This window comes from Halostella pelagica (genome assembly GCF_004762015.1).
Taxonomy (GTDB): Archaea; Halobacteriota; Halobacteria; order Halobacteriales; family Natronoarchaeaceae; genus Halostella; species Halostella pelagica.
Map to the genome: position 1 here is coordinate 130101 of NZ_SJES01000001.1, position 20357 is coordinate 150457.

Here is a 20357-nt window from a genome sequence, read left to right on the forward strand (position 1 = left end):
GGGACGGGAGCTAGTTGTTCGGTTCCCACTGGTCGCAGGCTTCCATGTCGTCCATCCGCTCCCCGTAATACTGGCAGTACGGCTGCATCCCCTGTCCCGTGCGGACGTACTCGAAGTGCTCGCAGTTGCCGCAGTAGGTGTCCGTCAGTTCCGTCGGCGACGGCCCGTCGTCCATCACTTCGCCGTCGTCGGCCGCGGGACCGCCGGCACGCCCGGAACCGGCGGTAGTCGACCCGCCGTCGAGCGGTGACGTGATATCACTGGCGGCCGACCCGCCGTCGCTCGTGGGGGTCGCGCCGGCACCGGTGCTATTTCGAGTTCCGGACCCCCGAGATCGGGTCGTCTCGCCACCCGTGCGCGTCGAGGCGGTCCGGTTCGTCTGCGTCTCCACGTCGCCGTCCGGTGTCCCGCCGAGCATCCCGACGCCGCCGAGTCCGCCGTCGAGTTCCGAACGGTCGACCTCGACGACTTTCGTCTCGCCCTGTTTCGTCACTTCCAGTTGTACCGTTCCGCCGGGGTCGTTCCGCCGTTTGAGCGTCGCGATACCCGCGAACAGACAGCCGATCAGGGTGATCACGCCCAGGAAGTAGACGGTAGTGACGTGCAGGGTGAGGTCGTCGCCGTACCCGGCCCAGTGGTCCGGATACGCGTACCAGAACAGGGCAACGCCGAGGGCAGTGACGCTCGCGCCGATGGCCGCCGCGGCGCGGATGCGCGTCTCCGCCGGAAGGACGGTGAACACGCCCAACACGACGGTCGGAAAGCCGACACCGCCGAGGACACCGGCGATGAGTCTGCTCTGGAACTGCGAGACGCCGACCCCGGAGAGCGGGTTCGCCGCACCGACGACCATGCCGACGACAGCGAGTACCGCCCCCACGAGAAAGAGTCCCGTCCCCAGATACAGGCGACGAACGCTCTGTACCTCCCCTACGTGCCCCTCGTAGACATCTTCGAGGCTAGCCATATCACCCTATTTACACGCCTCACACAAAACACTACGTCAGACATCTGTCGACGGAAGCGAAAGGACTAATCGCTGCGCTTTCGAACGCAGGAACATGGCTGACGACGACGAGGAAAAAGAGGAAGCGCCCGCCGTCGAAATCGGTGACGGCGAACCCGTGGAAGGCGCTCCGATAGCCCGCGTCGCCTCGCGACTGACCTGGCCGAAAGAGCGTAGCGAGATAGACCGCCTGGAGGGCGAAACCACCATCCGGACGCCGGACGGGCCGCAGACGCTTTCGGACGTCCTTCCAGAGACGTCGACGACGTACTACGACCGACGGCAGGGGTTCGTCGACGAGATAGAGAGCGTCGTCGGTACCGGCCCCGTTCCAACCGCCGACGAGTAACGTGAGCGTCGACGCCGTCCGCCGCTTCGCCGTTTCGCTTTCCTGGGTGCAGAAGTCGTTGCTGTTCGGTGCCGTACTGACTGTCGCGTGGATGCAGACGGTCGAGCCCGGAATAAACAGGCGCGTCGTGCTGGACACGCTGCTTTTCATCGTCGGCCCCCTTGCTCTGGGGCTGAGTCACGGCCGGCAGATCGGCTGGCGCGTCGACCGAACCGCACTTCGAAACACAGCGCTGCTCGCGGCGTTCGTGCTCCCGTTTTACCTCGTCGGGTCCTCGCTCCCATCGATACGCGGGTTCTACCCGATGTGGGAGACGACGACCGCACCGGGGGAGTTCCTCCCGCACGCTATCAAACTGTTCGTCCTGGCGCTGGCCACCGAGACGTACTACCGCGGTCTGCTTTGTGTCGGCGTGCGCGACATCGGATTTGCGAGCGTGTTCATCAGCCCCGTCGTGTACATGATCCATCACTTTCACAAGCCGCCGATCGAGTTCCTCCTCTCCGGACCGACGGACGTGCTGTTCGGTGCGGTCGACTACAAGAGCAACTCCATTCTCCCGTCGGTGGTGGCCCACGGTGCCGGCCTCGTCTTGCTCGACTGGCTGGTGCTTCATCCGCCGCTGCTCCCGCCTGAGACGGTAGTGCGGTGGCTTCGATGGATACCGCTGCCGCTGTAGCCGGGCACCGCGTCGCTCCCGCCGTCGTTTTGCCGGTGGCCCGCCAACGGTCGTCTATGACGCTTCCGTACGACCCAGAGACGCTGACCGACGAGGACATCGGCCGCAAGCGCGCGACACTGGAGATGGACCACGAGGAGGCGGTCGAATACGTCCGCGAGACGTTCACCGACGCCGGGTTCGGGGTCCCCGCGGAGTTCTCGCCGTCTGAGCTACTGAACGAGAAAGTCGATGCGGACCGCGACCCCTACTACGTCCTCGGTGCGTGCAATCCGGAGATGGCCGACCGCGCGCTAGACGAGACGCTGGAGATCGGCGGGCTGTTCCCCTGTAACGTGATCGTCTGGGAACGGGATTCGGGCGTCCAGCAGGTGTACCACGTCAGCATCATGAAGATAGCACGTTTCGTCGGGATGGCTCCCGATGACGAAGCCTGGGCCGACATCGTCGCGGAGACGGGCGAGATGGTCGACGAAGCGTTCGCGAACCTCTGATAGGGATTGGTGTAACCGTAGACCGGGATTCGCCGACGTGACCCGCGAACTATCGAACTGACTTCCAACAGTCCCCGCGGGTTCCGGGCGGACCGCTACTCGTTCCGGTCGGGGCGCGGCAGGTCGCTGTTGGCCGGCCCCTTCATCACCGCTCCGTCGTAGGTAAACCGAGAACCGTGGCACGGGCAGTCCCAGGACCGTTCGCCGTCGTTCCACTCCAGTAGACAGCCCATGTGCGGACAGACTGCGGACACTTTGTACTCCTCTCCGTCTCCGTCGCGGTACGTGCCGACCACCTTGCCGCCCTCTCGCGTGACCGTCGCGTCGCCCGGCGAAAGCGAGACGACGCTCGTCAGCGGTTTCGTCGCCCAGTCGCCGACGAACTCCCTCGCGACATCCGCGTTTTCTGTCACGAGTTCTTTCGCCTGCGAGCGCACGTCGACCCGCGAGGGATCGAAAACGTTGGCCCACGGGTTCGGCTCGCCGGTGATCAGGTCCGAGAGGATCATCGCGGCGACCGTGCTCCCCGTCATCCCCCACCCGCCGAACCCTGTCGCAACGTAGAGGCCGTCGGTGTTCGGTCCGAGCGGGCCGATGTACGGGATCCGGTCCGCGGTTCGGTAGTCCTGTGTCGACCACCGGTACTCGAACGAGCGAACGTCGAACCGCTCGCGCGCCTCGCTAGCGAGCTCCCGGTATCGCTTCTCCGTACTGCCGCCCTGGCCGGTTTTGTGATTCTGTCCGCCGACGAACACGAACGCCTCGTCGCCGCCGGGTTGAGTTCGGACGGAAAAATACGGCTCCTCGTCGCGGTAGTGCATCCCTTCCGGTGGCGATTCATTCAGGCGCGCAGCGAGGACGTACGACCGCTTTGGGAACTGTCGAGCGAAGTAGAAGTTGTGGTCGAAGACGGGGAAATGTGTGGCGACAACGACCGACTCGGCGCGCACGGTTCCGCGTTCCGTCTCGACCGTACAGGGGTCTCCGTCGTTCACGTCGGTGACGCGCGTCTCTTCGAAGACGTGGCTTCCGTCGCCTGGAACGTCCTCGACGAGATCGAGGAGGTACTTCCGCGGATGGAACTGCGCCTGGTCGTCGAAGCGAACCGCACACTCGACATCGTAGGGAAGGGGAGTGTCCTCCACGAACTCGGCGTCGATCCCGGCTCGCCTCGCGGCCGAAACTTCCTCTCGCACTGATCTGCGCTTCTCCGGCGAGGTGACGTAGGTGTAGGCCGACTGTCGCCGGAAGTCGCAGTCGATGTCTCGTTCGTCGACGCGTGACGCGATGTCCTCGACGGCGGCCTCGTTCGCCTCCGCGTAGGTGCGCGCCGCGTCCACGCCGACGTCCGAGACGAGATGGTCGTAGATCAGGCCGTGCTGGGACGTCACCTTCGCTGTCGTGTGGCCAGTTACCGCCTCCACGACACGGTCAGCTTCGAGGACCGCGACCGACTGTCCTGCTTCCTGCAGATGCGTCGCTGTGGTGATCCCTGCAATGCCGCCACCTACGACCGCCGTGTCCACGCGTACGTCGCTGTCGAGCGGATCGAAGTCGGTCTCCGGCGTGGTATCTAGCCATAGCGACAGCGGTTCCCCGGGTAGCGATTCGAGTCCGTCCTCTTCGTCGGTAGCAACCATTGAATCCCCCGAACACAAGAATAGTCCACGTGAACCGATAAAGACCGGTTTCAGAAGTCCGACAGCGTCGCCTGCAGGCCCGCAACCATCTCCGACTTGCGGCGGAGTGCACCGAGTGACACCGGGAGTTGCGACGCGACGGCGGTGACAGCCTCGTGGAAAGTCTGGGCCTCGCCGTGTTCGGTGTCGAAGGCGTTTCGTATGCTCTCACGTATCTGCCAGACGCCGACGGGCGCCCAGTAGTCGTCGGACACCTCGCGGAGGACGAGGCATTTCGCCTGTCTGCCGATAGACTCTAGGTGTTCGAGGACGCCGAGACGGGAAGCGTAGTACGCCCCCGCCGTCTCGTCGACGTATCCCGAGCGGCCCTCGTACCCCTCCGACGCGCTGGCCATCCAGGTGTCTCCTTCGGGATCCGGGTTCCAGATGCTTCCCGGTGCCTTCATCTCGACGAGTTCGAACTCCCACTGACCGGGCGCGAGGAGCACCCAGTACCGGTTGCCCATGTACTCGTTCTCCCAGACCTGCGGCTTGTCGATGCTCGGCGCGTCCCGGATCCGGCCCCGGAGATACTGCCCGACGGTGTCGTCGACGGCCGTGATCGACCATCGGGTCGGGACGAGACGGCGGTTCTCGCCGCGGCCGAGCGCGCCCGCCGAGAGGATCGTGTTTATCTCGTACACGTCGAACCCTCGGCGATAGAGATAGGTCATCGCGCCCTGGGCCTGCCAGTCGTCGTCTTCGAGAGTCTTCTCGACGGCGCGCGGGACGTGCGGGTTCTCCGCGAGGTCGACGGACTCGGCGCTGGCGTTCGGCCCGGTCGGCGTGGCGACGCCCTCGCCGAGGTCGAAATCTATCTCGGGACGGTCGTCGAGGCCAATCTCCACGTCGACCGGTCGGTCCGCGATAGCGACCTCGCGCTGGGTTCCGACGAACCCGTCCCAGACGTCCTCGACGTCGACCTTCGACTGTCGACGGGAGTTGAGCAGGTTGGTGCGGCGCTGGAACACGTCATCGATACCGTAGCGTTGCTCGTACCAGTTGGCGTCGGTGACGAACTCCTCGGCGTCCGTCTCGTGGTCCACGGGCGAGAGTAGCCCAGTCGAGACGCTCGGATAGTTCGAGCGGCCGACGAAGATGGACGGCGAAGTGCTACCGAACATCGCGTCGCCCTGAATCGTCTCCTCGAACCGAGATTCGAACCCCTCCAGATAGTCCGTGATCTCGTAGGACTTCTCCTCGGCGAGCTGACGCTTTCGGACGGCCGCGTCAGGTTCCAGATCCTCGATGAAATCGTCAAGCCGCATTCACCGGTCCTTGGCGACTGACGACCATGAATCTTTACCGTCTGCCGTCAGTCCCTGACCGTAGTCTGGACGGTGACGACGAGCGCGCAGTTACAAGTCGATAGTACTGATGTGGCGAACAGGCGGTGCCATGCTCCGCGAGGCGACGGCACCGCACGACCGCTGATCGCCTCGCGACGACAGTCACGTCACGGGCCGTCTGGTCCCGCCTTCGAAGATAAACCTGTGGTCTGCGCCGACCGACAGCGGGAATCAGCGAGCACTGACCGGCCGGTAGCAAGTCCTTGAGAACTGGAAGCGACGACGATGGGCGAAGTTAGCTGTGGATGCCCATCGCTTCGATCTGCTCTTGATACCGGTTGCGGATAGTGACCTCAGTTACCTGTGCGACGTCGGCGACCTCGCGCTGGGTCTTTTTCTCGTTACACAGAAGCGACGCCGCGTAGATGGCGGCGGCCGCGTAACCGGTGGGCGACTTACCCGAGAGCAGGCCTTCCTCGGCTGTCGTCTCGATTATCTCGTTTGCCTTGGTCTGTACTTCCTCGCTGAGTTCGAGTTCGGAACAGAAACGGGGAACGTACTTCTTGGGGTCGACGGGTTTCATCTCCAGACCGAGTTCCTGGGAGATGTAACGATACGTACGGCCGATCTCTTTTCGTTCGACGCGGGATACCTCCGATATCTCTTCGAGGCTTCGGGGAATTCCTTCCTTGCGGCACGCCGCGTAGAGGGCACTCGTCGCGACGCCCTCGATGGAGCGGCCGCGGATGAGGTCCTCCTTGAGCGCGCGTCGGTAGATGACGCTTGCGACCTCCCGAACCGAGCGCGGCACACCGAGTGCGCTCGCCATGCGGTCGATCTCGCTCAGTGCGAACTGCAGATTGCGTTCGCCGGCGTCTTTGGTCCGGATGCGTTCCTGCCACTTGCGCAGGCGGTGCATCTGACTGCGTTTCTTCGAGGAAATAGAGCGTCCGTAGGCGTCCTTGTCCTTCCAGTCGATAGTCGTCGTCAGCCCCTTGTCGTGCATCGTTTGTGTCGTGGGTGCTCCCACGCGGGACTTCTCCTGACGCTCCTGGTGGTTGAACGCCCGCCACTCCGGACCCGGATCGATCTTCTCCTCCTCGACGACCAGACCGCAGTCCTCGCAGACGAGTTCTCCCCTATCAGAGCTCTTGACGAGGTTTTCGGACTCGCATTCGGGGCACTCTCGTACACCCTCTTGCTCCTCAGATTCCTCCGTCTCAAGCTCGCGCTCCCGCTGGCGGGTGGACCGTGTCATCGCACTTTTATAGTAGTATGACCAACGGACTTAAACCCTCGGTTAGTCCCCTAGATTTCATGAAATGTCTAGATCGATGTATAACGGGAATCGCGGGAATACGACGGGGTGTATTCGCCGTCATCTCTCGATACCGGAACCGTTAAATTCGGGATCGCTTCACCTTCGGTCAATGCCGGTTATCGAGTGTGACGTGGCGGCCGCGCGGGAAAAACTGCTCGACGCGGGTGCAAAAGTCGAAGAGGGAAACACCGATCACGAACGGTGGCGTGCGTCACACGGGGGCGCAACGGCGATCGCGTACGAGGACAAGATAGTCATACAGGGGTCCGACCCACAGGACATCGAAGCGGTCCTGCGCGACGAAGGGGGCCGCGCGCACGTGTACTCGGACGGTGCGAGCCGTGGGAACCCCGGTCCGGCGGCGGTCGGATGGGTGATCGTTACGAGCGACGGTATCGTCGCCGAGGGGAACGACCGGATCGGCGAGACGACGAACAACCGCGCGGAGTACGAGGCACTGATCCGAGCGCTCGAAGCGGCGCGGGAGTACGGGTTCGACACCGTCGACGTGCGCGTCGACTCCCAGTTGGCCGTCAAACAGGTTCGCGGCGAGTGGGATACGAACGACCCTGACCTGCGCGAGCGACGCGTTACGGTCCGCGAACTGCTGGACAGGTTCGAAGACTGGTCGCTCCAGCACGTTCCTAGAGAGGTAAATGAGCGAGCGGACCAACTCGCAAACGAGGCGCTCGACGATGCCTGAACTACCGGATAGCGTCATCGAGAACGCAACGCGGTTGACTCGCCGTGCGCGCGAATCTATCGACGAGAGCGAGGCTGACGCCTACCGCGAGGACCGCGACGAACGACTCGCGGAGCATGACTTCAACGCGCGTATCCGTAACGAGGACGCGCGAGACGTCCTCGTTCTCCACCCCGACGAGTGGGTTTCGGACGGGAAGATCCATCCGGACCGGATCGAAGACACCGACCGCGCAGTGGAGATCCAACTCGACGGCGCGGACCATCCGGACGATTGGGACGCCGTGGAGGAACACAACGCGGAGGTCGTCGAACGGGTCCGTGAAGCACACGGGGACGATCACGCGGCGAACGTTCGTGCGTTTGCGGATTTTATGGGGAACTACTACGCGCGTCCGCTGGAGTCGGCGACGGACGAAGAGATACAGGAGTTCCTCGACGACTACTATCCGCGAAACGTGTGGCCGACTGAGGCACAGGCGGCGGTCGTAGAGCAGTCGCTACAGATCGCGTTCGACGTCGAAGAAAAACGGATGCCCGGAACCGATTTCTAGCGCTTTTCGTCGACGAGATCCTGAATCTCGTTTGCGGTCTCGTCGTCCGTGACGACCTTCGACAGCGTCCAATTTAGCTGGTCGAGGACCGCCTCATGTCCGACGTCTGTCAGACCGTACTCGTTGGTACGTTTGTCGAGTTCGCTCTTTTCGACCAGCCCGATCTCGACTAGTTCGTCGAGGTTGGGGTACAGACGCCCGTGGTTCACTTCCGACCCGTAGTAATCCTCGAGTTCCCGTTTTATAGCGAGACCGTACCGTGGCTCCTCTGCCAGTATTACGAGAATGTTCTGTTGGAATGCGGTTAGGTCGCGAACGATGCCCGAATCGTCAGTGATTGTCTGTGCCTCTGACATAGGTCGGTAAATGTCACACAACTATTTAACACTTCTTAACTATCACCTTTGTTATCATTTAGGACGGACCCACCGCACAGTAAAACGACACGCATCAGTACCGATTACTGGGTATTGTGTCTCTGGGTATCTCTCAGGTCACTCAAACAGTTTGTGAACGCGTCCCGTGGATTTCCGTCGGGTCGTCGGAACTCCGAGGGAGTGTCGAAAGTACTTTTTGGCCACCGGTTCGATTCGCCTCCGTATGACGAATCTCTGGGAAGACATGGAAACCGGACCGAACCCGCCGGAAGAGATCTACGCCGTCGTCGAGTGCCTCAAGGGCGAACGGAACAAGTACGAGTACGACAAGGACGTACCCGGCGTCGTTCTGGACCGCGTGCTCCACAGCAACGTTCACTACCCGTCTGATTACGGGTTCATCCCGCAGTCGTACTACGACGACGAGGACCCGTTCGACGTTCTCGTCCTCGTGGAGGACCAGACGTTCCCCGGTTGTATAATCGAGGCCCGCCCCGTCGCTCTGATGAAGATGGACGACGACGGCGAGCAAGACGACAAGGTCATCGCCGTCCCCACGGAGGACCCGCGCTGGGACCACATCGAAGATATCGAGGACATCCCGCAACAGCGACTCGACGAGATAGACGAGTTCTTCTCGACGTACAAAAACCTCGAGGAGGGCAAGAAAGTCGAGACGCTGGGCTGGGAGGACAAGGCCGCGGCGAAAGACGCGATCGAGCACGCGATGGAACTCTACGAGGAGAACTTCTAAACTCACTGCCGGAACCGACCGGCGATTCTCGGGGACGTTTCTGACGACCGCGAACACACCCGACCCGTTATTCGGCCGTGTCGATGTCGAGGAGTTCGTTCACCATACAGCGACAGGCGACGCCTGAGGCGAGCAGACCACCGCCGAAGAGCGCAACCAGCGCGCCGACGAGCGGCTCCCGGAGCGCGACCGCCGCAACGACGCCGACGAACGCGAACACCGACCCGAACCCGATCCGCGCGAGGCGGTCGTTACCCCCGACGTTTCGTTCGAGCCTACCGTCCCTTCGCTCCGCCGCAACAAAATACGTTCGAGTTATCGCCTCGCGATCCGGGATGTGTTATGATTATGAGTAATTTTTTGAGGGTGGGACCACTGGTATCGAACACGATGGCCACTACTAGCGACGTCGATGCTCACGGCGCTCCGGACGAATCAGACGCCCGGAGCGGCGATAACGTCGGCATGAATCACCCTACCGTCGTTCCCGAAAACTTCGACCTGGAGACGACGGACTGTCCCCGCTGCGGTCGGCCGCTCGCTGACCACGAGTGAGTGCGATAGCCGTCGGTCGTCCGGGATCAGTTTTGTTCGTCTAAACGGGCTGTAACGCCCCGTATTTCGATCCGCGCTCCGCCTCGGTCGCTCTCAGTGGCGCTGCAGTTCCAGCCGTGCGCGTCGGCGATCTGTTTTACGATCGCCAGGCCGAATCCGGTGCCGTCCTCCGCGGTCGTGTAGCCGCTCTCGAACACCTGATCGAGTTTCGACTCGGGGATCCCGGGGCCGTCATCGGCGACGTAGAATCCGGTCGTTCTGCTACTCTCACCCAGAGTTCCGACCTCGATTCCGACGAACTGTTTCTCGTCACTGAGGTCCGAGCATCCGTGTTCGATGGAATTGCGAAAGAGGTTCTCCAGAAGGCGGGCGAGGCGGTCTCGGTCCGCGCTGATCGTCACGTCGTCGACGATGCGAAGCGTTCCGTCCGCCGTATCGACGTTCCCCCACGCCGCCTCTGCAACGGACTGCAGGCTGACCGGGGTCGGGTCAGTAACGCCCTCTCCTTCCCGAGCGAGGGCGAGCACGTCGTCGATGATCGCCTCCATCCGGTCGAGCGTGGCGTCGACCTCTTCTAAATGGGAAACGTCCCCCGTTGTTCGGGCGAGGTCGACGTAGCCGTCGGCGACGTTCAACGGGTTGCGAAGGTCGTGAGAGACGACGCTCGCGAACTCGTTTAGCTGCTCGTTGCGCCGCTTCAGTTCCTGCTCGCGTCGCTTGCGGACCGTGATATCACGGACGAGAAACAGCCAGCCGACGTGGCTACCTCGGCTGTCGTCTATCGTCGTCGCCTCGATGTCGTAGTGGCGGCCGTCCAACGGGAACTCGGTGGTCTGTTCCTCGCCGGTCTCGACGATGTCGCGGTACAGTTCGTACGCTTCGGGTAACGGGCTAAGGAGATCGCTGATGTCACGTCCGACGAGTTCGTCCGCGCCAGACGTCCCCTCGGCGAGTTCCCTTGCGGCCGGATTCACGTCGACGATGCGGTGGTCCCGGTCGACGACGTACACCGCGTCTTCGACGGTGTCGAGGACGCGGTCCCGCGCGATCGGCGCGAGGTCGATCAGTCGGTAGCGCGTTATCGCCAGCGTGAACAGCGCGTTCGACGCGACGAATCCGATCGGCGTGGTATCGAACGAGACGACGTTTAGCAGTGTGGGGAGGTTGGCCGCGGCGGGCGAGAGAACCGCGGCGGCAAGCACCACGATCTGTCCCCGGTAAAGCGCGCGGGACCGGTAGAGCATTTCGAACACGAGGACGGCCACGAACAGCGTGACCCCGTAGGAGTACGCGACGTGGATCCAGAAGCCGATCGCCCGCTCTACCGAGAAGCCAGTCACCGCGGACGGGTCGGCGACTATCGACGCGTAGAACACGTTTCCGGGGTTTACGAACGCGAGGAACACCACGGCGACCGGATGGATCGAGAGCAGGGCGACGGTTCGGCGCGTGACGAGATGCTCGCGTCCCGTGTACTCCAGCGCGAACAGGGCGATAGAGGCGACCATGGTAACGACCCCGACGAAATAGAACCGACCCAACAGGACCGAGAGGTCGGGGTCCGAAACCACGGACGAGAGGAAGAGCCCCGCGGACCACCACGCCGCGCCGGCAATACTGCCGAACAGCGGGATCGCCCCCGGCTTCTCGCGGTGCTGCCAGACGACCCATCCCAAAACCACGGTTAACGACGTCGAAACAGCGTAGAGCACCTTCACGTACGCCGCGTCCGGTACCATAATCAGGTATATATACCCGTTCTGATAAAATTCATGGCCGGCAACGGCCACGCTGTACGCCGACTCTCCGGTCGACGACCGTCGGAACGGCGTGTAGCGCCAGCAAATTTGGACGGTACCGCCGACCGACGGCGGAATTCGCCCTTGAAAAGAAGGTTCTTATGGCCGTGCATTGGTAGAAGAGATATGGGCCTCTTCGATAGAATCCGCGGTGACGACGACCCGCGCGTCGCCTTCTTCGGCATCGACGGCGTGCCGTACAGCATGCTTTCGGACCATTTCGACGAGTTCGAGAACCTGGCCGCGATAGCGGACGAGGGGAGCGCCGGCCCCATCGATAGTATCGTCCCTCCCGAGTCTAGCGCCTGTTGGCCGAGCCTGACTACCGGGAAGAACCCCGGAGAAACCGGGGTATACGGCTTCCAGGACCGCGAGATCGGATCATACGACACCTACGTCCCGATGGGTCGCGACGTGCAGGCCGACCGGGTCTGGGACCGAATTCAGGAGGCGGGCCGCGACGCGACAGTGATGAACGTCCCCGTCACGTTCCCGCCCCAGCGAAACGTCCAGCGCATGGTTTCGGGCTTTCTCTCCCCCGGCATCGACAAGGCGGCGTACCCCGACGATCTGGCCGAGTTCCTCCAGCGCATCGATTACAAGATCGACACGAACGCGAAACTCGGCCACAAAGACGACAAATCGGACTTCATCGAAAACGCACACGCGACGCTCGACGCGCGCTTCGAGGCGTTCAAGAACTACATCGAACAGGACGACTGGGACCTGTTTTTCGGCGTCTTCATGACGACCGACCGCGTCAACCACTTCCTCTACAAACATTACGAACGAGACGGCGAGTACAAAGAGGAGTTCCTCGACTTCTACCGCAAACTCGACGAGTATCTCGGCCGACTCCGGGAGATGCTCGACGACGACGTGACGATGATGGTCGCCAGCGACCACGGGTTCACCAGCCTCGACTACGAGGTCCACTTCAACGAGTGGCTCGAACAGGAAGGCTGGCTGGAGTATGCGGAGACCGACCACGAGGAACTCGACGACATCGCCGACGGGACGAAGGCGTACTCGCTCATCCCCGGTCGCTTCTACATCAATCTCGAAGGACGCGAACCGCGCGGAAGCGTCCCGGAGGAGGAGTACGAGGACGTCCGCCAGGAACTCAAGGAGAAACTGGAATCACTCGAAGGGCCGAACGGGAACCCCGTCTGTGACCGCGTCGTCGAGAAGGAACACGCGTTCCGCGGCGACCACGACGACATCGCCCCGGACCTGACCGTGATCCCCAATTACGGCTTCGACCTGAAGGCCGGGTTCAAAGGCCACGACGAGATATTCGACACGGGTCCGCGCAACGGGATGCACAGCTTCGACAACGCGACGCTGTTCGTCGACGACCCCGAAGCCACCATCAGCGAGGTCGACCTCTTCGACATCACGCCGACTATCCTCGACCTGATGGACGTCGACTACGAGCGCAGCGAGTTCGACGGCGCGAGCCTGGTTTAGCTGGGTTCGGCCGCGCGTGATCGGGCGAATTCGGCGTTCAAGTGGTCGATCGCCGCCCACTTGTGTCCCTCCGGGACGAACACGAACGGGATCGTTCCCTCGAACTCCCGGTCCCCGTACAGTCCGGTTTCGGCGACCGAACGAGTCGACTCTCGATGTGCGATCGGGATGTCCATCAGCGCCCCCGGTTCGTACTCCGGCACGTAGGATTTCTCTATCCACACCTCGTGAACCGGCAGGTCGAGCACCGCCGCGAGGTCGGTTTCGAGCGCGTCGGCGTTGCGGAGCAACCACTCGGAGAACGCCTCCATGTCGTCGGTGACCTCGACTGATTCGTCGTATCCGACGCCGTGTTTCCAGCACGACTCCGGGAAGCGCCTGGCGCGAAACCGCTCGTGGAGATCGGAAAGCACCGAGTCCGGATGCTCGCGGGCCGTCGCACGTATCCGCTCCATCGCATAGTAGTCGTCGACGTAGTCGTCGAGTATCTTGTCCGCGGTGATAGGTCGCTCGTCGACCAGCGTGGCGAACTCGTCGAGCATCGCCCGAAGCAAGACGTTAGCGTACACGGACTTGTGGTGCTGGGTCACCCACATGTACAGCGCCACCCGCCCTTCGAGATAGTTGCCGACTGTCGACAGCGCCTTGTCCCGAAGCGCGAGTCCGGCGTCCGGAACGGCCGTGTAGGCATCGATCATCCGCGCCGTGTCGACGCTCAACACCTCCGCGCCGGTCATCCGACTGTCGCGAATGATGTAATCTAACCTGTCGACGTCGATAGGCGAGTGCAACACTTCCGCCGCGACCCCGAAGTGACGGTCGCCCTCCCGCTCGTAAGTGAGGCTGTATCCAAGAATGTACGCACACACTTCGAACGGGTCGACACCGAGTTCCCGGAGGTCCGCCGAATACGTCGTCAGGATCACGAGACACCCGAGCAGTTCGTGGGGGCTGGCGCGGCGAAACGGCCCGTCCGCCCTGCCCACGTCGATGCCGGCAGCCTCGAACGCGCCGACGAGTCCGGCATCGTCGAGACGGCTCCGGAGGTCGGCAGCGTCCAGATGGTGTTCGCCCAGGTGCGACAGCGGTGGATGCCCCACGTCGTGAAGAAGGGCGGCGCACTTGAGCGTATCCTCGACTGCGTCGAGGTGAGCCTCGGAGGCTCCCGCCGCGAACCGGCGCTGGGAACGGAGGCTCTGGAACACCTGCTTGGCGAGGTGGAACACGCCAAGCGCGTGTTCGAACCGAGTGTGATTCGCGGAGGGGTACACCAGATACGTCGCCGACAGCTGTCGGACGTGTCGCTGCCGCTGGAACGCGGGTGTGTCGATGAGACGCTTCACTATCGGTTCGGCAACCTCGACGTACCCGTGTACCGGGTCCTTGAACTGTTTGCTCGACATGTGGCGGTCCATTCGGTCGCTCTCGGCGGAGAGTGAAGCGCTCACCTCTCCGTTCGACCGTGTATTTCCTGTGTCTCAACAGCCCCCGCCGCTTGAATCTTGTGCGTTCAGAACAGGTCGTCAAGTTCGTCGCTCTGGAAGGCCTCCGCGTGGTCGGCCGTCTCCTGTAGCTGTCGCTCCTGGGCCTCGCGGGCCCGTTCCATGAACTCCTCGATGCGCTGACCGCGCTCGACGCCGCCAAGCAGGACGAGCGACGCGAGATGGTCGCTGTCGAGGGGGAAGTCGCCGCCGCGGACCTGCATGCTTCCGGTCTCCTCCTCGACCCAACTTCGCGCCCGTTCGACACCTTTCCGGGGGATCCGTTCGGACTTTCCGGCGACCACGAGCAGTGCGGAGTCCGCCGTCACCGCCTGGGGAAGACTGGTCCCCGTCAACAGCGCCTTGCGAGTGACGCTCGTGACGGTGTTTACGTTCTCGCCGCTGTCCTCGCTGGCCTCGGCGCTCGCGTAGCCGAGGGCGGCGATACCGCCCTCGCGGAGCGTGTTTATCACCTCGCTGGAGTCGACGACGCTCTCCGCGACGCCGTCGACGGCTTCGCCGGAAGCGAACAGGAGGCCGACGCGCTGTGCGATCGCTTCGTTGATGGCGTCGAACGCCTCCTCGACGCTCTCGCCCGCGCCGTGCCAGGCGTCGTTGTCGACGAGCACCGTCGCGTTGGCTTCGCGGACTAGCGTCTTGAGCGACCGGCCGGCGTTAGCCTGGTACATCGCGCCTTCACCGCGCCCGGGGAGGACGCCGAGCGCGTAGATAGGCATACTGTACACGCGGTTGAGTTCTTTCGCGAGAACCGGCGCACCGCCGCTTCCGGTGCCGCCGCCGAGGCCCGCGACGATGACGACGGCATCGGCCTCCGCGGTGATGCGGCCGTCGATGTTGTCCATCACTTCGGTCACGTCGGTCTGCATGATCTCCGCGCCGAGTTCGTTGTCTCCGCCGACGCCGTGGCCTTTCACGCGGTCCTGGCCGATGAGAACGGTGTCGAGGTCGAGAGACTGGAGGTCCGTCTTCGCGGAGTTGACTGCGAGCGCTCCGCGAACCGCATCGAATCCCATCCGTTGGTCAAACTCGACCAGTGCCTGGGTGAGCTTTCCCCCGGCCTGGCCGACGCCAATCAGGACGACTTTCATACGGTTTCCTTTTGCAGGGTCAATAGTTGAACGTTCCCCCTTCGGCGGCGTCCCGCTACAGGTTTATCCGGGAAGGGGAGACCACCCGTATCCATGCCCGACGACGTGGAAGAACGGCTGGATGCGGTCGAACGCGCACTCACGGAGACAGATGCAGACCTCACCTCGCTCGCGGCCGACGGCGAGGTCGTCGAACAGGTCGACAACCTCGCGGAGCGGTTAGACGCCGCCGAGGACCGGATCGAGGAGCTAGACGCCGCAGTGCAGGCGGTCCGCGGCTACGTCGGAAACGTCCGGTCGGTGAACGAAGACGTCGAACAGCGCGCGAACGCCGCGGTCGCCGGCGTCGACGCGCTGGAAGCCCGCCTCGACGACATCGAGGCGACCCAAAACGATCAGTCGGGCGGCGAGAACCGACGGCGAACACGCAGCGACGGACCACTGATCGACGGTAGCAGTGCGCCGGCTGGCGGCGACAGAGCGCCGCCCCGCCACGAGTGTGAGGGCGGGAGTCGATCGTCGGAACCGGCGGGCACGGCTCCAGCGGGTTCCGCCGAAGACGGCGTCGCCAGAAACAGCGAACGGCGTGGACGCGACAGCGGCATCGTTGCCCGCCTGCGAGACGCACTGTGACGGTTCGAGTCGTTATCGCGGCCGTCCTCGCTACCGCGCTCGTCGCGGCGGCGCTGCCGGCGGTTGACGCCGGTCGCGAGCGAGCGAGCGACACGCATCTCCAGGGCGAGGTCGACGAACTCGAACGGAGCGCCGCGGCGTTGCTCGAAACAGAGGAAACGGCCTGGACCGAGTCGAACGCGCCGCAACGGACCGTCACGGTGCGGATCCCCGAACGAGGCTGGTGGCGTGCGGGCGTCGACTTCCTCGCGATCCGCGCTCCGCCCGACGGCTCGGCGCGCGGGAGAGTCACGTACGAGGTCGACGGCCGGCGGGAACGTGTCTGCACGCTAGACCTCGCGATGCGTCCCCGCAACGGTCCGATAGACATCCGACGGGCGGGCGAACACGACCTACGCCTTCGCCTCGTTCGGGACGACGGGAACCGGACCGTGGTCGTCGACCGTCCGAGGGTTTAGATACCAGACCGCGGGGACGGTGTCGCATGGAAGCGATCTTCGACCGGTTTCGCTCGGACGACGAACGCCCCTGCGGGTGTCGACCGTCGTTCGAGGACGACCGTCTGATCATCGATTCGGGCGAATGCGACGGCGACGGACGTCTCGCCGACGAGACGGACTGTCGCGAGACGGCGGTGACCGCGCTGACGGACCGGGATGCGGAAACAGTCGTGACCAGATCCGACGGCGTCGAACGGGCCTACGAGGACGAGAGCGCGGCCCTGTTGGTCGCAGCCGGTCGCTTCGCGGAGACGGTCGCGTTCCGAGACGGCGCGCTTGCCGACCGTACAACGGCCGATCCGTTGCGAGCGGCGCGAGACGCCGAGGTGCGGACGGACCCGATCAGCGACGCCGCCGCCGAAACCGGTCTGCTCGAACTGGCGACCGGAGTCGAGAGCTACCAGGCCGCCCTTCGCCCGTCCGTGGGCGTCGTCGTATCCGGGTCGCGGGTCCAGTCGCGACCGCCGGGAGGCGCTCGGCTCGACGATGGGTACGGGATAGACACCGAGGGGAGAGTCAGGGTGTACGCTCGGGAGGACGATGCCCTCCGAACGTACCATCTGACGCCGGTCGAGGCCGATCTGTCTTCCGATGCAACGGCGACGCTCGCTGACGCGTACGAGGCGCTGGCGACTGGAACCGTTCGTGGCGGCGACCGCGCACCGGGTCGGGCCGTCAGACGCGTCGCCGGGGAAGACGCTCCGACGGCGACGCTGACCGCGATCCTCCGGAAGCACTCCCGCGGATTCGGCGTCCTTGAAGACCTGTTCGCCGACCCCGCCCTCTCGGACGTGTACGCGACCGCGCCGGTGACCGAAAACGCGCTCCGCGTCGTCGTCGACGGTGAAACGATGCGGTCGAACGTCCGCCTCACAGCGGACGGTGCGGCCGCGTTAGCCTCACGGTTCCGTCGAACCAGCGGCAGAGCGTTCTCGCGAGCCGCTCCGACCCTCGACGCAGCGGCGGAGACGACAGACGGGGAGCAGATCCGGGTCGCCGGCGTCACCGACCCGGTCAGCGACGGCGTCGCGTTCGCGTTCCGCGACCACGGCGAGGACATCTGGACGCTCCCGGGGCTCGTCGCGAACGGAACGTTCACGGCCGGAGCCGCCGGGTTGCTCTCGCTCGCCGTCGCGCGTGGCGGGGCCGGTTTAGTCGCCGGCGCGAGAGGCGCGGGAAAGACGACAACGCTCGGAGCGCTCCTCTGGGAGATAGCGGCAGAGACGCGCGTCGTCGCCATCGAGGACACGCCGGAGTTACCAGCACGCGCCCTCCGGCGTGCCGGGCGTGACGTGCAGGCGATTCGAACCACGGTCGACGACGGTCCGGGGATCACGCCGACCGCAGCGCTCCGAACCGCCCTTCGTCTGGGGGAAGGCGCGCTGGTCCTCGGCGAGGTACGCGGCGAGGAAGCACAGGTGCTCTACGAAGCGATGCGCGTCGGCGCGAACGAAAGCGCCGTGCTCGGCACCATCCACGGAAGCGGCGGAGAGAGCGTCAGAGAACGCGTCGTCTCTGATCTCGGCGTTCCCGCCTCGTCGTTCGCCACGACGGACCTCGTCGTCACGGTCGAAGCGTACCGGGAGGGCGACGGACGCGCCAGGCGAGTGCGAGCGATAGAAGAAGTGATCAACCGCGACGACGGTGTCCGGTTCGCCCCGCTGTACGCCGTCGACGGCGATGAACTTGCCGCGACTGGGCGGATCGATAGGGGAGAGAGCCATCTCGTCTCTGCGCTCGCCCGACCGGACGAGACGTACGCGGATGTTCGGGAGCAGATCGCGACCCGCGAGGGCCTCCTCGCTCGACTCGCGGCAGAAGAGCGAACCCGGCCGGCGGACGTCACCCGAGCTTACGCCCGTCATCGGTCGTCTGGACCATGCTGAGCGAGCTACTCCGAACGCTCGCTCGGTGGTCGCCGTACGGCGGGACCGCGAGCGACGACCTGCGCCGGTCGCTCGGGTTCCTCGATGCGACTGTCGACGCGGACACTGTGGTCAGCGCCGGATACGGCGCGGCGCTCGTCGTTGCGGTCCTCGCAGCGCCAGTAGTTCTTCTGGTTCCACCCTCCGTTCGGCCGGCCACGGTCGTGTTCGGACTGGCGGTCGCGTTGGGCGTGGCCCACGCGGTCCACCGCGGCCCGGTCGTTCTCGCGGCCGCCCGTCGAACGGCCGCGTTAGGAGACGCGCCGGGGATCGTCGGGCGAGCGGTGTTGCGGATGCGGATCACGCCCGCCCCGGAGACGGCGACGGCGTTCGCCGCGCGGACCGGACGTGGACCCCTCGCGACGAGCCTCCGAGCGCACGTCCGGAGTGCGGCGGGGACGCCGCGAGCGGGCCTCGCCGGGTTCGCCGACGAGTGGGAAGAGTGGTTCCCGGCACTGGTTCGCTCGACGCACCTGCTCACGGCGGCGGCGAACGCCCCGCCGGGGGAGCGGTCGCGGACGCTGAACCGCGCCCTGACTGCGGTACTTGACGGGACCAGAGACCGGATGGCGGCGTTCGCAAGCGACATCCACGCGCCGGCGACCGGACTGTACGCGTTCGGCGTCCTGTTACCGCTCGCTCTCGTCGCCGTCGTGCCCGCAGCGAGTGTCGCCGGCGCGCCCGTCTCTCTCCCGTTGTTCGTGGTCGTATACGACGTTGCGCTTCCGCTGGTACTCGTCGGCGCAAGCGGTTGGTTGCTCCTCCGTCGTCCCGTCGCGTTCCCGCCGCCGGCGGTGACGCGGTCACACCCGGACGTGCCGGACCGGCGGTGGCCTCCACTCGCGTTCGGGACACTCACAGGGGTCGCCGCAGCGGTTGCTGCCGCGGCGTTTCTCTCGGTCTGGACCGCCCCGATAGCACTCGTCGGCGTGGGCGTCGGCGCGACGCTCGTCGCCTGGTACCGGCCGATAACCTCGGTTCGAGCGCACGTCCGGGCAGTGGAATCAGGACTCGTCGATGCGCTGTACCTGATCGGGCGGCGCGTCGGTGAGGGCGCTGCGGTCGAGACGGCCATCGAGCAGGCTGGCGACGAACTGTCGGACGAAACGGGCGAGGTGCTGACCGCCGCCGTTCGAAGGCAACGACAGGTCGGCGTGGGCGTCCGCGAATCGTTTCTCGGTGAGTACGGAGCGCTCGCTGACGTGCCGAGCCCGCGGACTCGAAGCACCGCCGCGCTCCTGTCGCTTGCGGCAAGCGAGGGGCGGCCGGCCGGTCAGGCCGTCGTCGCGATGGCAGACCACGTCGAGGAACTCCAGTCGGTCGAACGCGAGGCCCGACACGAACTCGCCCGAGTGACCGGTACGCTCCAGACGACGGCGAGCGTCTTCGGGCCGCTCGTGGCGGGCGTCACCGTCTCACTGGCCGGCGGGATCGGCGGGAGTGACCTCGGAGGGACGGCGCTTCCGCCGGCGGGCCTCGGCCTCGCTGTCGGCGTCTACGTTCTCTTCCTCGCTGTCGTTCTCGCTGCAGTCGGAACAGGTCTCGAACGCGGGTTAGACCGACCGCTTGTCGGGTACCGCGTGGGGAAGTCGCTGTGTGCTGCTACGCTCGTCTATCTCGCCGCGTTCGCTGTCGGGGGACAACTGGTCTGAGGGTTTAAGAGGGATAGGGCGGCGAAGGC

General features: G+C 64.6%; 21 protein-coding genes. 12 read left to right on the top strand and 9 right to left on the bottom strand.

Features of this window, described 5'->3' with window-relative positions; genetic code table 11:
• Window positions 1–10: 10 nt before the first annotated feature.
• The gene (locus EYW42_RS00730) at window positions 11–967 is read right to left on the bottom strand and encodes a DUF7139 domain-containing protein (protein ID WP_135533345.1); all 957 of its coding nucleotides are present in this window, start codon (window positions 965–967) and stop codon (window positions 11–13) included.
• 94 nt (window positions 968–1061) lie between these two features.
• Between EYW42_RS00730 and EYW42_RS00735 the strand changes: the two genes are divergently transcribed.
• The 3 genes from EYW42_RS00735 to EYW42_RS00745 all read left to right on the top strand — a co-directional run bounded on the left by EYW42_RS00735 (window position 1062) and on the right by EYW42_RS00745 (window position 2528).
• Window positions 1062–1355, top strand: a complete 294-nt coding sequence (locus tag EYW42_RS00735) for a DUF5789 family protein (protein WP_135533346.1) — start codon at window positions 1062–1064, stop codon at window positions 1353–1355.
• 91 nt (window positions 1356–1446) lie between these two features.
• Complete coding sequence (locus EYW42_RS00740; RefSeq protein ID WP_135534010.1) at window positions 1447–2034, top strand: CPBP family intramembrane glutamic endopeptidase; 588 nt, start codon at window positions 1447–1449, stop codon at window positions 2032–2034.
• Between the two features lie 56 nt (window positions 2035–2090).
• Entirely contained in the window at window positions 2091–2528 is a 438-nt protein-coding gene (locus EYW42_RS00745; RefSeq protein ID WP_135533347.1) for a DUF302 domain-containing protein, read from the top strand.
• 95 nt (window positions 2529–2623) lie between these two features.
• Here EYW42_RS00745 and EYW42_RS00750 read toward each other — a convergent pair whose 3' ends face one another.
• The 3 genes from EYW42_RS00750 to EYW42_RS00760 form a co-directional block, all read right to left on the bottom strand.
• Window positions 2624–4168 carry an FAD-dependent oxidoreductase gene (locus tag EYW42_RS00750; RefSeq protein ID WP_135533348.1) on the bottom strand — a complete coding sequence of 515 codons (1545 nt, stop codon included), beginning with the start codon at window positions 4166–4168 and terminating at the stop codon, window positions 2624–2626.
• 50 nt (window positions 4169–4218) lie between these two features.
• Entirely contained in the window at window positions 4219–5475 is a 1257-nt protein-coding gene (gene nreA, locus EYW42_RS00755) for a DNA repair protein NreA (protein WP_135533349.1), read from the bottom strand.
• A gap of 316 nt (window positions 5476–5791) precedes the next feature.
• Entirely contained in the window at window positions 5792–6754 is a 963-nt protein-coding gene (locus EYW42_RS00760) for a transcription initiation factor IIB (RefSeq protein ID WP_121817701.1), read from the bottom strand.
• A 172-nt stretch (window positions 6755–6926) separates the two neighbouring features.
• On the opposite strand from EYW42_RS00760, the gene rnhA reads away from it, so the two are divergent.
• Both rnhA and EYW42_RS00770 read left to right on the top strand, forming a co-directional pair.
• Window positions 6927–7520, top strand: coding sequence for a ribonuclease HI (gene rnhA, locus EYW42_RS00765; protein ID WP_135533350.1), 594 nt, complete (start codon window positions 6927–6929; stop codon window positions 7518–7520).
• A complete protein-coding gene (locus EYW42_RS00770; protein WP_135533351.1) occupies window positions 7513–8073 on the top strand; it encodes a DUF7108 family protein in 561 nt (186 codons plus the stop codon). The genes rnhA and EYW42_RS00770 overlap by 8 nt, the downstream gene beginning before the upstream one ends.
• Here the strand turns inward: EYW42_RS00770 and EYW42_RS00775 are convergent.
• A complete protein-coding gene (locus EYW42_RS00775; protein ID WP_135533352.1) occupies window positions 8070–8429 on the bottom strand; it encodes a PadR family transcriptional regulator in 360 nt (119 codons plus the stop codon). The two genes, EYW42_RS00770 and EYW42_RS00775, sit on opposite strands and share 4 nt — an antisense overlap.
• A 244-nt stretch (window positions 8430–8673) precedes the next feature.
• On the opposite strand from EYW42_RS00775, the gene EYW42_RS00780 reads away from it, so the two are divergent.
• Entirely contained in the window at window positions 8674–9204 is a 531-nt protein-coding gene (locus EYW42_RS00780) for an inorganic diphosphatase (RefSeq protein WP_135533353.1), read from the top strand.
• 67 nt (window positions 9205–9271) lie between these two features.
• Here EYW42_RS00780 and EYW42_RS20275 read toward each other — a convergent pair whose 3' ends face one another.
• Complete coding sequence (locus EYW42_RS20275; protein WP_135533354.1) at window positions 9272–9541, bottom strand: YgaP family membrane protein; 270 nt, start codon at window positions 9539–9541, stop codon at window positions 9272–9274.
• Window positions 9542–9594: 53 nt separating this feature from the next.
• Between EYW42_RS20275 and EYW42_RS19605 the strand changes: the two genes are divergently transcribed.
• Complete coding sequence (locus EYW42_RS19605; RefSeq protein ID WP_168192901.1) at window positions 9595–9759, top strand: hypothetical protein; 165 nt, start codon at window positions 9595–9597, stop codon at window positions 9757–9759.
• A 26-nt stretch (window positions 9760–9785) separates the two neighbouring features.
• Here EYW42_RS19605 and EYW42_RS00790 read toward each other — a convergent pair whose 3' ends face one another.
• Window positions 9786–11498 (bottom strand): histidine kinase N-terminal 7TM domain-containing protein, encoded by a 1713-nt coding sequence (locus EYW42_RS00790; RefSeq protein ID WP_202613777.1) that lies wholly within the window; start codon window positions 11496–11498, stop codon window positions 9786–9788.
• A gap of 186 nt (window positions 11499–11684) precedes the next feature.
• Between EYW42_RS00790 and EYW42_RS00795 the strand changes: the two genes are divergently transcribed.
• On the top strand, window positions 11685–13028 hold the full coding sequence (locus EYW42_RS00795; protein ID WP_135533355.1) for an alkaline phosphatase family protein: 1344 nt from the start codon (window positions 11685–11687) through the stop codon (window positions 13026–13028).
• Here the strand turns inward: EYW42_RS00795 and EYW42_RS00800 are convergent.
• The gene (locus EYW42_RS00800) at window positions 13025–14431 is read right to left on the bottom strand and encodes an HD domain-containing protein (RefSeq protein ID WP_135534012.1); all 1407 of its coding nucleotides are present in this window, start codon (window positions 14429–14431) and stop codon (window positions 13025–13027) included. The two genes, EYW42_RS00795 and EYW42_RS00800, sit on opposite strands and share 4 nt — an antisense overlap.
• 107 nt (window positions 14432–14538) lie before the next feature.
• Window positions 14539–15618, bottom strand: a complete 1080-nt coding sequence (locus EYW42_RS00805; protein WP_135533356.1) for a tubulin/FtsZ family protein — start codon at window positions 15616–15618, stop codon at window positions 14539–14541.
• A gap of 93 nt (window positions 15619–15711) precedes the next feature.
• Between EYW42_RS00805 and EYW42_RS00810 the strand changes: the two genes are divergently transcribed.
• The 4 genes from EYW42_RS00810 to EYW42_RS00825 are packed head-to-tail and all read left to right on the top strand — an operon-like array spanning window position 15712 to window position 20328.
• Window positions 15712–16251, top strand: a complete 540-nt coding sequence (locus EYW42_RS00810; protein WP_135533357.1) for a DUF7310 family coiled-coil domain-containing protein — start codon at window positions 15712–15714, stop codon at window positions 16249–16251.
• The gene (locus EYW42_RS00815) at window positions 16248–16709 is read left to right on the top strand and encodes a DUF7311 family protein (RefSeq protein ID WP_135533358.1); all 462 of its coding nucleotides are present in this window, start codon (window positions 16248–16250) and stop codon (window positions 16707–16709) included. The genes EYW42_RS00810 and EYW42_RS00815 overlap by 4 nt, the downstream gene beginning before the upstream one ends.
• Before the next feature lie 26 nt (window positions 16710–16735).
• Complete coding sequence (locus EYW42_RS00820) at window positions 16736–18637, top strand: ATPase, T2SS/T4P/T4SS family (RefSeq protein ID WP_135533359.1); 1902 nt, start codon at window positions 16736–16738, stop codon at window positions 18635–18637.
• Complete coding sequence (locus tag EYW42_RS00825) at window positions 18631–20328, top strand: type II secretion system F family protein (protein WP_135533360.1); 1698 nt, start codon at window positions 18631–18633, stop codon at window positions 20326–20328. Before EYW42_RS00820 ends, EYW42_RS00825 begins: the two co-directional genes overlap by 7 nt.
• The last annotated feature ends 29 nt before the right edge of the window (window positions 20329–20357 follow it).

Bases quoted from the DNA above. Each gene is read 5' to 3' on its own strand.
- nreA (WP_135533349.1), bottom strand. From the start codon at position 5,475: ATGCGGCTTGACGATTTCATCGAGGATCTGGAACCTGACGCGGCCGTC.
- EYW42_RS00730 (WP_135533345.1), bottom strand. From the start codon at position 967: ATGGCTAGCCTCGAAGATGTCTACGAGGGGCACGTAGGGGAGGTACAG.
- EYW42_RS00795 (WP_135533355.1), top strand. From the start codon at position 11,685: ATGGGCCTCTTCGATAGAATCCGCGGTGACGACGACCCGCGCGTCGCC.
- EYW42_RS00735 (WP_135533346.1), top strand. From the start codon at position 1,062: ATGGCTGACGACGACGAGGAAAAAGAGGAAGCGCCCGCCGTCGAAATC.
- EYW42_RS00790 (WP_202613777.1), bottom strand. From the start codon at position 11,498: ATGGTACCGGACGCGGCGTACGTGAAGGTGCTCTACGCTGTTTCGACG.
- EYW42_RS00770 (WP_135533351.1), top strand. From the start codon at position 7,513: ATGCCTGAACTACCGGATAGCGTCATCGAGAACGCAACGCGGTTGACT.
- EYW42_RS00775 (WP_135533352.1), bottom strand. From the start codon at position 8,429: ATGTCAGAGGCACAGACAATCACTGACGATTCGGGCATCGTTCGCGAC.
- EYW42_RS00745 (WP_135533347.1), top strand. From the start codon at position 2,091: ATGACGCTTCCGTACGACCCAGAGACGCTGACCGACGAGGACATCGGC.
- EYW42_RS00825 (WP_135533360.1), top strand. From the start codon at position 18,631: ATGCTGAGCGAGCTACTCCGAACGCTCGCTCGGTGGTCGCCGTACGGC.
- EYW42_RS00810 (WP_135533357.1), top strand. From the start codon at position 15,712: ATGCCCGACGACGTGGAAGAACGGCTGGATGCGGTCGAACGCGCACTC.
- EYW42_RS00800 (WP_135534012.1), bottom strand. From the start codon at position 14,431: ATGTCGAGCAAACAGTTCAAGGACCCGGTACACGGGTACGTCGAGGTT.
- EYW42_RS00740 (WP_135534010.1), top strand. From the start codon at position 1,447: ATGCAGACGGTCGAGCCCGGAATAAACAGGCGCGTCGTGCTGGACACG.
- EYW42_RS00760 (WP_121817701.1), bottom strand. From the start codon at position 6,754: ATGACACGGTCCACCCGCCAGCGGGAGCGCGAGCTTGAGACGGAGGAA.
- rnhA (WP_135533350.1), top strand. From the start codon at position 6,927: ATGCCGGTTATCGAGTGTGACGTGGCGGCCGCGCGGGAAAAACTGCTC.
- EYW42_RS19605 (WP_168192901.1), top strand. From the start codon at position 9,595: ATGGCCACTACTAGCGACGTCGATGCTCACGGCGCTCCGGACGAATCA.
- EYW42_RS00820 (WP_135533359.1), top strand. From the start codon at position 16,736: ATGGAAGCGATCTTCGACCGGTTTCGCTCGGACGACGAACGCCCCTGC.
- EYW42_RS00780 (WP_135533353.1), top strand. From the start codon at position 8,674: ATGACGAATCTCTGGGAAGACATGGAAACCGGACCGAACCCGCCGGAA.
- EYW42_RS00805 (WP_135533356.1), bottom strand. From the start codon at position 15,618: ATGAAAGTCGTCCTGATTGGCGTCGGCCAGGCCGGGGGAAAGCTCACC.
- EYW42_RS00750 (WP_135533348.1), bottom strand. From the start codon at position 4,168: ATGGTTGCTACCGACGAAGAGGACGGACTCGAATCGCTACCCGGGGAA.